General features: G+C 39.9%; 14 protein-coding genes. 6 read left to right on the top strand and 8 right to left on the bottom strand.

Going from position 1 to position 13,103, the window contains the following annotated elements:
- A partial coding sequence (locus WS40_RS09350; protein ID WP_325208502.1) for an integrase core domain-containing protein occupies window positions 1-447 on the top strand: 447 nt, incomplete at its 5' end.
- A gap of 85 nt (window positions 448-532) precedes the next feature.
- Here the strand turns inward: WS40_RS09350 and WS40_RS09355 are convergent.
- Complete coding sequence (locus WS40_RS09355) at window positions 533-982, bottom strand: hypothetical protein (RefSeq protein ID WP_046441807.1); 450 nt, start codon at window positions 980-982, stop codon at window positions 533-535.
- A gap of 9 nt (window positions 983-991) precedes the next feature.
- Window positions 992-1,528 carry a helix-turn-helix domain-containing protein gene (locus WS40_RS09360; RefSeq protein WP_046441809.1) on the bottom strand — a complete coding sequence of 179 codons (537 nt, stop codon included), beginning with the start codon at window positions 1,526-1,528 and terminating at the stop codon, window positions 992-994.
- Between the two features lie 214 nt (window positions 1,529-1,742).
- Between WS40_RS09360 and WS40_RS09365 the strand changes: the two genes are divergently transcribed.
- Window positions 1,743-2,411 carry an NfeD family protein gene (locus WS40_RS09365; RefSeq protein ID WP_046441812.1) on the top strand — a complete coding sequence of 223 codons (669 nt, stop codon included), beginning with the start codon at window positions 1,743-1,745 and terminating at the stop codon, window positions 2,409-2,411.
- Window positions 2,412-2,507: 96 nt separating this feature from the next.
- The gene (locus WS40_RS09370; protein ID WP_022287339.1) at window positions 2,508-3,968 is read left to right on the top strand and encodes a flotillin family protein; all 1,461 of its coding nucleotides are present in this window, start codon (window positions 2,508-2,510) and stop codon (window positions 3,966-3,968) included.
- 90 nt (window positions 3,969-4,058) lie between these two features.
- On the opposite strand, the gene nrdG is transcribed toward WS40_RS09370, so the two are convergent.
- From nrdG to WS40_RS09385, 3 genes are all read right to left on the bottom strand, one after another.
- Entirely contained in the window at window positions 4,059-4,574 is a 516-nt protein-coding gene (nrdG, locus tag WS40_RS09375) for an anaerobic ribonucleoside-triphosphate reductase activating protein (RefSeq protein ID WP_046441814.1), read from the bottom strand.
- A 2-nt stretch (window positions 4,575-4,576) separates the two neighbouring features.
- Window positions 4,577-6,835 (bottom strand): anaerobic ribonucleoside triphosphate reductase, encoded by a 2,259-nt coding sequence (locus tag WS40_RS09380; protein ID WP_038672023.1) that lies wholly within the window; start codon window positions 6,833-6,835, stop codon window positions 4,577-4,579.
- A gap of 414 nt (window positions 6,836-7,249) precedes the next feature.
- On the bottom strand, window positions 7,250-7,507 hold the full coding sequence (locus WS40_RS09385; protein ID WP_325208513.1) for a hypothetical protein: 258 nt from the start codon (window positions 7,505-7,507) through the stop codon (window positions 7,250-7,252).
- Between the two features lie 223 nt (window positions 7,508-7,730).
- Here WS40_RS09385 and asnB point away from each other — a divergent pair, with 223 nt between their 5' ends.
- From asnB to WS40_RS09400, 3 genes are all read left to right on the top strand, one after another.
- Complete coding sequence (asnB, locus tag WS40_RS09390) at window positions 7,731-9,566, top strand: asparagine synthase (glutamine-hydrolyzing) (RefSeq protein WP_046441817.1); 1,836 nt, start codon at window positions 7,731-7,733, stop codon at window positions 9,564-9,566.
- 264 nt (window positions 9,567-9,830) lie between these two features.
- Window positions 9,831-10,274: an NfeD family protein gene (locus WS40_RS09395; RefSeq protein WP_046441818.1), complete on the top strand. Its 444-nt coding sequence runs from the start codon at window positions 9,831-9,833 to the stop codon at window positions 10,272-10,274.
- Window positions 10,275-10,308: 34 nt separating this feature from the next.
- On the top strand, window positions 10,309-11,283 hold the full coding sequence (locus WS40_RS09400) for an SPFH domain-containing protein (protein WP_022287345.1): 975 nt from the start codon (window positions 10,309-10,311) through the stop codon (window positions 11,281-11,283).
- A 230-nt stretch (window positions 11,284-11,513) separates the two neighbouring features.
- Here the strand turns inward: WS40_RS09400 and WS40_RS09405 are convergent, their stop codons facing one another.
- The 3 genes from WS40_RS09405 to WS40_RS09415 form a co-directional block, all read right to left on the bottom strand.
- Entirely contained in the window at window positions 11,514-12,188 is a 675-nt protein-coding gene (locus WS40_RS09405) for a hypothetical protein (protein WP_046441820.1), read from the bottom strand.
- Between the two features lie 96 nt (window positions 12,189-12,284).
- Complete coding sequence (locus WS40_RS11610) at window positions 12,285-12,653, bottom strand: hypothetical protein (protein ID WP_022287675.1); 369 nt, start codon at window positions 12,651-12,653, stop codon at window positions 12,285-12,287.
- Window positions 12,653-13,027, bottom strand: coding sequence for a hypothetical protein (locus tag WS40_RS09415; RefSeq protein WP_147338074.1), 375 nt, complete (start codon window positions 13,025-13,027; stop codon window positions 12,653-12,655). The genes WS40_RS11610 and WS40_RS09415 overlap by 1 nt, the downstream gene beginning before the upstream one ends.
- Window positions 13,028-13,103: the final 76 nt, after the last annotated feature.

Consider the following 13,103-nt stretch of genomic DNA (forward strand, 5'->3'; position numbering starts at 1 on the left):
ATCGATGAGTATACCAGGATAAGATTTTTATACGGATATGAGGAGCAAAGCACCTGTTCTTCAGCAGACTTTGTAAAAAGGCTGGTGAAATGGTACAAACGCAGAGGAATAACAGTGAAATGTATTCAGACCGACAATGGATTTGAATTTACTAACCGCTTTTCGCCAAGCAAAAGAGACAAGAAAACGCTGTTTGAGAATACGCTCTCACAACTTGGCATTGAACACAAACTCATTCGTCCATATACGCCCAGGCACAATGGCAAAGTAGAGCGCAGTCACCGAGAAGATCACAACAAATTCTATTCGTGCCATAGGTTTTATTCCTGCGACGACTTAAACGTGCAGCTAGCTGCACGTTTAAGTCGAACAAACAACCGTCCTATGCGTCCCCTCAAATGGTTTTCGCCTATCGAATTTCTTAATGATAGTGTCCAATATGATTGACAAACCAACATTATTTTAAATCACCCACTATTGCCATTTTAAATGCACAAAAAAGGCAGCAAGCTAACCTACTGCCTAAAATCATTCAATTCACGCCTATCACTGTTAGTAGAAAAAGTATCATCATCACCGCCGATACGCTACTAAGAACAAGTCCAAATATCACACAGCAAACTGCATTCAGGTCAAAAACTTCATTTCTTTTGCCGTCATATCTGAGCCTACAGACCTTATCGGGTATGTATATCTTTGAGCGCATTACTACCTCATATGGGAATACGTTTGGATACTCACTATCACTAACCTTGTAAAACGCTGTATCAAATTTCTTGCCCTCTGCCCTGCCGAAACGCACAAACTTTCCTTTCACGCTTTTCGTTCCAGTAAGTTTTACAGCAGAGTATACAAAGAAACCAAAAATAGCCAGTAGCAGGACGACAAGAAAAACAATGAACATTATAGGAACTATAACAAAGTCTGCGCCAAGACACATGGCAAGCACAAGAACAACCGTGGCTATGATAACAAATTCCATGACTGTACCCTACAAAAGACTTCTGTAATAGTCGCTAAGACGCTTAGCGTTAGCTTTTAATAGCTCGTCAGCCTTGCTTTTAACGCTTTCATCTGCAAAAATACCACGCTTTGAAAGTTCAGAAGCCTGCTTGGCAAGGTCTATCGCCTTTTGAAGATCCGTGGCACTGTCAGAGCCTGAATACTCCCTAGCCACCATAAGGCAAGCTTTCGCCTTAAGCGCACATATCTCATCTGAAAATTCGTCATCAGTGCCATACTCTATAACAGCCTTATAGTTCTTGTTTATAAATTCTTTCCGTATACTGATATAGCCCTCTGCGTCAGGGGCGTTTTTGGAGTCGTTTTCATCAGGCAGAAGGGTATTAGGCTCTATCTCCAACACCTTGCAGAGGTATTCAAGGGTCTTTACCGACGGCGTTGCTGAGCCGCTCTCTATCTGACTAAGCATATTGCGGGTTATAAAATCACCCACTACCTCGCTTTGAGTCATTTTCTTTGCAAGCCTTGCCTCTTTTATCCTCTTGCCGAGAGTATTGTTCTCCATTATATCGCCTCACTTTATTTACTGTAAATTTCATTTACTTATATGATAGCAGATAGTAAAACAGATTTCAAGTGTTTAACGGAAAATTTACAATTTTTTTGTGCTAAGCCATATCTAAAAAATAATTTTAATTATTGTCGAAAATCTATTGACAAATAAGATAAATGAGTATATAATAAACGTAAATAATATTTACATTGGAGGTGTAAGCTATATGAATGAATGGTGGGACGGTTTGTCGCTTTTACTTAAAGTGCTGTATTGTATAGCGTTTCCGTCAACGCTTATACTGCTTGTGCAGACTTTGCTTTCTATGTTCGGTTTTCATGATGGTGGAAGCGGTCACGATTTCAGCGACACGTCAGGTCTTGATCTTGATGTTGATACCAACATAAGCGGTCACGGAGATGTGGATATTGGTCACTGTACACATGATATCGGCTGTGACCACAACGTAGACGGCGGAAACCCTGCGGATTTTGCTTCAATGAGAATGTTCACGCTTCAGACCATAGTTGCTTTTTTCACTGTGTTTAGCTGGTCATCTATCGTTCTTGTAAGCTCAGGTGTTTATCCAGCACTGTCTACAGTTATCGGCTTTGTTCTGGGTCTGGCGACCATGCTTCTTGTAGCAAAGATAGTTCAACTTTCTGCAAGACTTGCTGAAAACGGTACGGCTGATTATAAAAATGCTATAGGAGAAACTGCTACTGTTTATATCCCCTGCCCACCTAAAGACCATGGGCTTGGTAAAGTGAATGTTATGATAAACGGACAGCTAAGAGAAGTCACTGCAATAAACAATGGTGATGAGCTTATAAAGACAGGAACTCAGGTTCGTATTATCGATTTGCAAGGAGATACTGTCGTAATAGAAAAATAAAAGAATTGATAGAACATAGGGGTGCTAAACATAAAGATTCTGTGAAATGACCCGTCTTGGGGTTATTATAATAGTATTTGTGTGGGAGGAAAAATTATGGAACCAGTAATCATCATCTGCGTGATAGTCGTTGTGCTTTTTGCGGCAATTATGGCGATACTGTCACGCTACAGAAAATGTCCGTCTGATAAGGTGCTTGTTATCTATGGTAAAGTAGGAACAGACAAGAATGGTCAAGCAAGAAGCGCAAGATGTATCCACGGCGGTGCGGCATTTATCGTGCCAATAATCCAATCTTATGAGTATATGGATCTTACTCCTATATCCATAAATGTGGATCTAAAAAACGCTCTTTCAAAGCAGAACATCAGAATTGATGTTCCGTCAAGATTTACTGTTGGTATCTCGACAGAACCAGGCGTTATGCAAAACGCTGCTGAAAGACTTCTCGGTCTTAAACTCATTGAGATACAGGAGCTTGCCAAGGATATTATTTTCGGTCAGTTGAGACTTATTATCGCAACAATGGATATCGAGGAAATAAACTCAGACAGAGATAAATTTTTGCTCGCGGTATCAAATAATGTTGAGATAGAGCTTAAAAAGATAGGTCTTAAGCTTATCAACGTAAACGTAACGGATATTACAGATGAGTCTGGATATCTGGAAGCTCTCGGTAAAGAAGCTGCTGCAAAGGCTATCAATGACGCTAAGAAGTCAGTTGCCGAAAAACACAGAGACGGTGAGATCGGTCAGGCAAACGCTCAGAAAGACCAGCGTATCCAAGTTGCTGCTGCAAACGCTTCTGCTATCGACGGTGAGAACCAAGCCAAGATAGAGGTTGCACAGTCAGAAGCCCTCAGACGTGAGCGTGAAGCGGAAGCTCTCAGACAGGCTACAGCCGCTGAAGCTGTTCAGGCAGCAAAGGCAAAGCAGGAAGCTTACATAGCTCAGCAATCCGCCGAGCAGACGAGAGCCGAACTTGAAAAGGCTACACAGACCGCCGATGTTATCGTAAAGGCTCAGATCTCAAAGCAGCAGGCTGAGATCGAAGCTGAAGCACAGGCTGAGGTAGTAAGACGTAAAGCAAAGGGTGAGGCCGATGCTATCTTTGCAAAAATGGAAGCTGAAGCAAAGGGTAATCAGGAAATACTCACAAAGCAGGCAGAGGGTATGAGAAAGCTTGTTGAAGCAGCAGGCGGAGACGCTAATGCAGCAGTTAAACTCATAGTTGCTGACAAGCTTGAAGAACTTATCTCTATTCAGGTAGAAGCTATCAAGAACATTAAGATAGACAAGATAACCGTGTGGGATACAGGCGCAGGTGCAGACGGAAAAGGCTCGACAGCAAACTTTCTAAGCGGACTTATGCAGTCAGTTCCTCCACTGAACGATCTGTTCAAGCAAGCAGGAATGTCACTCCCTGATTTTCTTGGCGAGGACATACAGGAAGCTTTGAAAAAGTCACAGGAAGAAGCAGTAAAGAGAGCAGCCGAGGCTGATAATGCAGAAACTCTCGACCCAAAAGATGTTGAGGTAATAGAGCCTGAGAAATAATTAATTTGACCTCCGTAGTTTAACGATTGCGGAGGTCTTTTGGTATAAATAAAAGCGAGTTTCAACATCATGAAACTCGCTTTTCTATGTTCAATATGGTTCAACGACTACTGCTCTGCCCTCTTTCAAGGACCTTTGTACATCAATAAAACGCTGATTTTTGCTGCCCATAAATTTCAACTCAAGGCTTCGCTGTGACAGAATAAATGGTCCGTCAACAAGATAATCAAGCTGACTAAGAAGCTCCATATAGCCGTTTTCAGCGTTAGCGTTTGCGATTAGATATTCATAAGTATAGCCCGTGAATGATATCACATTCAGTGAAAAGCCACGGAACGCTTTTATCCTTCCTGCAAGTTCTGCTAACGGTTTGCACTGACAGAAAGGCTCACCGCCACTGAACGTCACACCGTCAAGAAGCGGGTCTTTTATTATCTCATTGTAAAGCTGGTCTGTGTCAACGACAATGCCACCGTTAAAATCATGTGTCTGCGGATTGTGACAACCCTCACAGCCGTGTGGACAGCCCTGCGTAAAAATAGTGAACCTAAAACCCGGTCCGTCTACGATAGATTCACCGACAGTGCCTGCTATCCTAAGCTCCATGGCTAATTGTCACCCTCACAGCAGGCTTTTGCACGAGGTATCCTCTCATGTATCACCTTGCTGTGTTCAGCCTCAGAACGTCCACACTTCGGGCATTTGTCACCTATTATTCCAGTATATCCGCAAACAGGATCACGGTCAACAGGGTGGTTTATTGAGCCGTAGCCTATGCCAACTTCTTTCATATATCTTACGACTTTCTCGAATGCAGAAAGATTGTTCAGCGGATCGCCGTCAAGCTCGATATAGCTTATATGGCCTGCATTTGTAAGAGCATGGTAAGGAGCTTCTATTTTAAGTTTCTCAAACGCTGTTATCGGATAGTAAACAGGTACATGGAAAGAATTAGTATAATATTCTCTGTCTGTAACTCCTGCTATCTCGCCGTAACGTTCTCTATCCATTTTAACAAATCTGCCAGAAAGTCCCTCAGCAGGTGTTGCAAGCAACGAGAAGTTAAGACCAGTACGCTTTGTTTCCTCGTCCATTCTTGCTCTCATACGTGAGATTATCTCCAAGCCAAGCTCTCTTGCTTCTTCACTTTCACCATGGTGCTTGCCAGTAAGCACTTTAAGACACTCAGCAAGACCGATAAAGCCCACTGAAAGCGTGCCATGCTTTAGCACTTCTTCAAGTGTATCGTCAGCCGTAAGCTTCTCTGAATCGAGCCATATGCCCTGACCCATGAGAAACGGATAATTTCTCACACGCTTTGAACACTGTATCTTAAATCTGTGCATAAGCTGGTCGATACAAAGATCCATAAGCTCATCAAGGCTGTCAAAGAAAGCACCGATATTACGCTGTGCTTTTATGCCAAGTCTAGGGAGATTAATGGTAGTAAAAGAGAGATTTCCTCTTCCTGTCACTATCTCACGAGTAGGGTCATATGCGTTACCGATAACTCTTGTGCGGCAACCCATGTAAGCTATCTCAGTGTCAGGATTGCCCTCTTTGTAATACTGTAGATTGAAAGGAGCGTCGATAAATGAAAAATTCGGGAAAAGACGCTTCGCTGATACACGGCAGGCGAGCTTGAAAAGGTCATAGTTCGGGTCATCAGGATCAAAGTTCACGCCCTCTTTTATCTTGAAAATATGTATAGGGAAAATAGGCGTTTCACCATTGCCAAGTCCTGCTTCCTCTGCAAGAAGAATATTCTTTATAACAAGTCTGCCCTCGATAGAAGTATCAGTACCATAATTTATGGAGCTGAAAGGCGTTTGAGCGCCTGCACGGGAGTTCATGGTATTAAGATTATGGATAAGCGCTTCCATTGCCTGATATGTGGCTCTGTCAGTTTCTTTCAAAGAGTTTTTATATGCAAAACTCTGTATCTTCTTCACTATAGGTGCGTCAACAAAATTTACAAGAAACTGTGCTTCAGCCTCTTGATAGCCGTTATCATTGGCGAGAGTGATCTTTAAACCCTGCTCATCAAGCATTTCAGTTATTTTCTTTGCAATGCTCTGAGCATCAGAAACTTCACCAAGGAGAGCAAGACCCCTGCCGATATTGTCACGATAGCGATGTCTGAATGTCTTTCTTACACCCTCAGCCATATCATAATCGAACTTCGGAAGAGATTGACCACCATGCTGGTCGTTCTGATTGGATTGTATCGCAATGCAGGCAAGCGCCGCATAGCTTTGTATATCATTTGGTGTACGCAAAAAGCCATGACCTGTAGAAAAACCCTTATCAAAAAGCTTTGTAAGGTCTATCTGAGTGCAAGTGGTAGTCAGTGTATAAAAATCAAGATCATGAATGTGGATATCCCCCTCCTGATGAGCCTTTGAATGCTCAGGAGCAAGAACATACATCTCATTGAACTCCTTTGCACCCACAGATCCGTATTTAAGCATTGTACCCATTGCGGTATCGCCGTCTATATTAGCATTCTCACGCTTCAAATCGTTATCTTTCGCTGATTGGAAAGTAAGATCCTCATAAACTTTCATAAGACGGGTATTCATTTCCCTTGCACGAGTTCTGTTTGAGCGGTAGAGTATATAACTTTTTGCAGTATCAGCCATGCCCTCCTCAATAAGTACACGCTCAACGCAATCCTGAATCTCTTCAACAGTAGGCATATCAAGGTGTTTTTCCATAAGCTTATCAACAACTTTACCCGAAAGCTCCAAAGCTTCCTCATAGTTATCCTTGCCCACAGACTGAGCCGCCTTGTATATAGCGCCAGCTATTTTCTCAATATTGAAAGTTACAGTACGTCCGTCACGCTTTTTTATCTTGATTATCACAATACCGCCTCCGATTTTCCCGATTTATCCTTATATTTTTTTATTCTCACAACTCGCACCGCAAATCACAACATATTGTATAAAAAGCAGTGCTTAATACAAGTATATAGTATAAGTGACGCAAAGTCAAGGCGTTATACAACAAAATGTGACTTTGTTATTTGTATTAAATGCACAAAGCCACATTTTCGTCAGATATTGATTTTAGGTGTCAAGCAAAATGCTTTTAACTATAATGCGGTCGAACTTTACAATGCATAATACAGTATAGTTTAGTTCTTAATACTGTAAAGTGAGCTAACTTGTCGTCTTATGCATTTTTCAAGTGTCACTCCGTACCTCTGAAATGTCGTAAATAGGCAAATTCAGCAAACACGTAAAGCACTTTAGCTTGTCGAACTTTTAAATTTTGCACTATGCTGCTGAACTACTCTCAGCACTCTCGTAAGTGTAATCATGTGTGACTACAGAGCTGCCTGTTTCATTTTCAAGTACCTCTTCGAGAGTAGTATTCATCATGTAGGCACAGAAAGATATCAGCATTACAAAAAAACTCACTATCAACACAATATCCAATCTATAACCATTTTTCTTCTTTTTGTTATCGTTCATAAGATCTTCTCCAAAATATGATTTTAATACCATTATACTATATCCCTCTGCCTTTTTCAAGCCAAAATGACAAAATCGCAGATATTTTTATACCATACACACTGCCATGTGATAAATGCACAAAAGACAATTTCTTTTATTGTTTAATTTTTGTTTTTACCCCTTGCAAAAAAGCCGCATATAGTGTATAATAAATATTATATTGCTTGACGTTCACTAGGCGACAAGCGGCTGTATTATCTAAGATACAGGCAATTTGATTTAACAGAAATGAGGCTTTTATATGTGCGGTTTTGTTGGATTTACAAATAAAATCAATGACGCTTCCATAGTTCTTGGAAAAATGATGGATAGAATAAAACATAGAGGTCCTGACTCTGACGGAAAATATGTTGACGAGCAGATCGCAATGGGTTTCCGCCGACTTTCGATCATCGACCTTTCAGATCAAGGTAGCCAGCCTATCTTCAATGAAGATAAGTCGTTGGTACTTACATTCAACGGTGAGATATACAACTACAAGAATCTCCGTGAGGAGCTTGTAGCGTCTGGTCACAAGTTCTATACACAGACCGACTCAGAGGTGCTTATCCACGGCTATGAGCAGTGGGGCGAGGATATGCTCGACAAGCTGAGAGGTATGTTTGCATTCGTTATCTTCAACAAGAATACAAATGAGGTTTTCGGTGCAAGAGATTTCTTCGGTATCAAGCCTCTTTACTACGCAAAAATGGGCGAAACTCTTATGTGGGGTTCTGAGATAAAGAGTTTTCTTGACCACCCTCATTTCAAGAAGGAACTTAACACAGACGTTCTTGAAACTTATCTCACATTCCAGTATTCTCCTACAACAGAAACTTTCTTCAAAAATGTTTACAAGCTCCCTGCCGCTCACTGCTTTACATACAAGAACGGCGAGATGAACGTAAGAAGATATTGGGAAGTCAAGTTTCATGCGGACAATGGTCCTTCTTTAGAGGATTGGGTAAATAGGATATCTGACACTTTCAAAAACTCCGTTGAGGTACACAAATTCGCTGACGTTGAGGTAGGTTCTTTCCTTTCAAGCGGTGTTGATTCAAGCTATGTTGCCGCTGTTGCCAACGTTGACAAGACCTTTACTGTGGGCTTCGGAGAGGACGAGAAGTACAACGAGATAGGTTATGCTAAGGAGTTTTCAAAGTATATCAATAAGGAGAACTTCTCCAAGGTCATTTCTCCTGAGGAATACTGGAACAGCCTTTCAAAAATACAATATCACATGGACGAACCTCTTGCAGACCCTGCGGCTGTGGCTCTGTTCTTTGTATGTCAGATTGCATCAGAAAAGGTCAAGGCAGTGCTTTCAGGCGAGGGTGCAGACGAAATATTCGGTGGATACAACATCTATCACAACCCTGCTGATATGGCAAGCTACTTCAAGATACCAAGACCTATCAGAAAGGCTGTTGGTGCAGTTGCAGAAAAGCTGCCTCACAAGCACGGCATAAACTATCTTATAAGAGGTTCTAAGGACCTTGACGAGAGATTTATTGGTAACGCATACATCTTCTCTGAGAAAGAGCGTAAGGACATTCTGAGCATAAAAACAAACGCTCCTGACGCTATGGCTATCACAAAGCCTTTCTACGATAAGGTAAGAGATCAGGATCAGGTAACGCAGATGCAGTACATTGACCTGCACCTTTGGATGACAGGTGATATTCTTCTTAAAGCGGATAAAATGAGCATGGCTCACTCCCTAGAGCTTCGTGTACCGTTCCTTGACAGAAAGGTAATGGAGCTTGCAGAGCAGATACCTGTAAAGGACAGAGTTACTGAAACTGAAACGAAGTATGCAATGCGTCTTGCTGCACTTCAGGCTTGCCCTCCACAGACAGCTAAGAAAAAGAAGCTCGGCTTCCCTGTTCCTATCAGGGTATGGCTGAAAGAAGATAAGTATTATAATATAGTAAAGGATAAGTTTACTTCTCCTCAGTCGGCACAGTTCTTTCACACAGATAAGCTTGTACAGCTTCTTGACGATCACCGTGCAGGCAAATATGACTATTCAAGAAAGATCTGGACAGTGTTCTCATTCCTTGTTTGGTATGATGTTTATTTCAGCGACAACGTATAATTACACAAATAGTAAAAGCGGTTACCTCCAGCGGGTTACCGCTTTTACTGTAAATTTTTTATATAACTATATTTTAGAAATATTTTATGTAGTAGCATCAATATGTATATATTAGAGTACAGCTAATAGAATATGGTACTGTCAATGTAAAATCATTGAAGATTAAAGGTAAAAAAGCAAAAATATTGTGTCTTAGCTATTGTAAATTTTAAAATAATATGTTATAATAAATCTTAAATAAATGAGAGGAACAGGGGGTATCATATGACAATGGCTACACTCAAAATAGTTTTCTGGGCTTTAGCTTTCGTGTTCTTTGTTGTATGCGAGGTCGCAACAGGAACGGCACTTGTGTCTATATGGCTTGCTATAGCAGCACTTATTGCGATGTTTTGTGCCATAGCTAAGCTTTCTTTCCTTACACAGTGCATCGTATTCGTCGTAAGCTCGATCATACTTCTTTTGCTTACAAGACCTGTGGTCAAGAAGCTTCAGAACAAGACAGTTGCAACAAATTACGAGCTTGATGTGGGAAAAACTGCAATAGTTATTGAGCCTATAGATAACTCTGTGAACAAAGGCAGGGTCACTCTTGATGGCACAGATTGGGCAGCAAGAACTGAGGATGGCTCAAAGATCTCAGAAGGCACACCAGTGAAGGTAGTGCGTATTGACGGTGCAAAGCTGATAGTTTCAGAAGAAAAGTAACAGCTTACATAAACTTATTTTTAGGAGGCATATAATGGAACCTGGAATTTATATCGTACTTGCTATCATCGTATTGCTTATAATCATTGTTATCAGCAACATCAAGATAGTACCGCAGGCATATGTATTTGTAGTTGAAAGACTTGGAGCTTTTCATGCGGCATGGGGAACGGGGCTTCACGTAAAAGTACCTTTTATCGACCGAGTTGCAAAAAGAGTATCTATCAAAGAGCAGGTAGTTGACTTCAAGCCACAGTCAGTTATCACAAAGGATAACGTAACAATGCAAATAGACACTGTTGTGTTCTTCCAGATAACAAACGCAATGCAGTTCACATACGGCGTTGAGAGACCTATCTCAGCTATTGAAAATCTGACGGCAACAACACTCAGAAACATTGTTGGTGATCTTGATCTTGAGGCTACGCTCACTTCCCGTGACATTATCAACACAAGGATCACAGCAATTCTTGATGAAGCCACAGATAGGTGGGGAATCAAGGTGCAGAGAGTTGAGCTTAAGAATATTCTTCCGCCAAGAGAAATTCAGGACGCAATGGAAAAGCAGATGAAAGCTGACCGTGAAAGACGTGAAAAGGTCATTCAGGCAGAGGCTGAGAAGAAATCTCAGGTGCTTGTTGCAGAGGGTGAGAAAGAATCTAAGATACTCAGAGCACAGGCAGACAAGGAGTCACAGATACTTGCAGCCGAAGCTGAGAAGCAGTCTATGATACTTCGTGCAGACGCTGTAAAGGAGCAGAAGATACTTGAGGCAGAAGGTGAAGCGCAGGCTATCGACATGGTACAGAAGGCGATTGCCGAGAGTATCGTCAAGCTGAATGCTGCTAACCCTAACGAGCAGGTAATCCAGCTCAAGAGCCTTGAAGCATTTGCTAAGGCAGCAGACGGCAAGGCTACAAAGATCATTATACCAAGTGAGATACAGGGTATTGCAGGTCTTGCAACAGGACTTAAAGAAGTTATGACAGACGTTAAGAAGCCACAGTAAAACGCATATAGTTAATCCCCTTCAAGGCAAATGCTTTGGAGGGGATATTTTTTTTCATTGAAAAGCGAGCAGGACACTGAGATAAACTCAATGCCCTCCCAATATCATTAAGCTAAAAAAAAATCAAGAAATAAAATAACTATGATACATTCGCATGAATACGTTAGCTATCGGCTCTAAAAATGCTCCGTCAGCAAGAAAAATTGTATGCGTTATTATACTTGATATACTTATTTTTCCATAGCCCCAACTAAAAATAGATATTTAAGTTTTCTATTTTCGTTTTTATTAACATCGGGAATAATATTTGTAATATTCACCATTATTTTATGATAAATATTAATCATACGGCATTTATTAAATGCAATTAAATATCCACGTTCAAGATCTGGTTTATTAAATTCTGAACAAAATAAAATTGTATTGCCATGATAAAAAATGTCAATTTTATTTGTAGACAAAGTAATAACAGAAATTTTATCGAATACGTTTTTTTCAAACGAAATTGTTTTTTCTCCAAAATTTTCAGCAATCACCTGTCTAGCCAAATCTATATTCCCGTGTGCAATTTCTTTTTTTATAAATTCTTCTATCTCAATATCATTATCAGTTTTTTTTATTTGATGACGTGAAAGAAACAGGAAAAGAGCAATTGCTGCGAAATCAGCATTAACACTTTCATATATAATCTCGTGACTGTTTCGCTCTATTTTCAAAACAGCAAAATGCCCACAATCCCTCTCTAATATTTCGTAATATATTTCCGGGGCGCCACCATCAACATCGCAGACAACAGAATTATTATAAGATTTCAAACATATATTTCTTACATCAGCCAAACAAATATTATGAGATATTTGAATTTTATAATACAAGTCATTAAATGTACTGATTATATCATTCAAAAACTATCTCTCCCTTCAACACTTTAAAAGCGACCAACATATTCCCCCATATGTTCCGTAGCATTCGCATTAGTTCACACTACATTTGTTTCGGTATTAGGATTTATAAAAAAATTCTTTTAAATAATCATCGGGAATACGCAAATCCAGTTCTTTTTTAAGTTCATGAAAATATTTTTTCCATTGAATTGAAATTTTTTCCCACCAACCATCAATTGAGGTTTTAATAAGTATAGCCTCATTATTATCACCCCAATCATAACATATGCAGCATCCGCAAGCACCTTGACCATAATTAAAGCGCATATCAAAATAGTCACAATACTTGAATCCCAAACTAAATTCTTCATGTCCATTGCCGTAAAAAGCGTCTATCAAATTAAAATTCGAAACTAAACTACCAAAATATTTTTTCATTTCAGTTTCCACTATTTTGGCTTTTATTTCTGCTCGATTTTCATTCATTATAAAAACCCCTTTGCTTTTAAAAATTTCTTGGGAATTTGCTTTTTTACATCTGTCGTTATACATTTTATCAAACTGTCACAAAGCTTATCAAAGTCGGTATTAAGCGATGACGAAAATAGCATTTTCTTTTCACTGCGATTTGTTATGATAAAAAAATATAAGTTGTTATCTCTAATTTCAACCTCAAATGGATAATAATCATAAACGATAGAAGACATTTTATTGTCATAAAAAGAAACTGTATCTATTAATTCATTGTTATTGCCACATGCTCTTTGAGATAAAAATACATCTGCAATTTTATCTAGGAATTCATAGTTAGTAGGTTGCATACCAAAAATCTCCTTCCGAGAATAATTTTTTATACCCATATTTATTTTTAATACTCCCATTCATTCCACAATGATTTTCCTTTGAAATTTATATCGGTTGGGTCATGTGAAAAAC

This window comes from Ruminococcus sp. N15.MGS-57, from assembly GCF_000980385.1.
Classification (GTDB): Bacteria; Bacillota; Clostridia; order Oscillospirales; family Ruminococcaceae; genus Hominimerdicola; species Hominimerdicola aceti.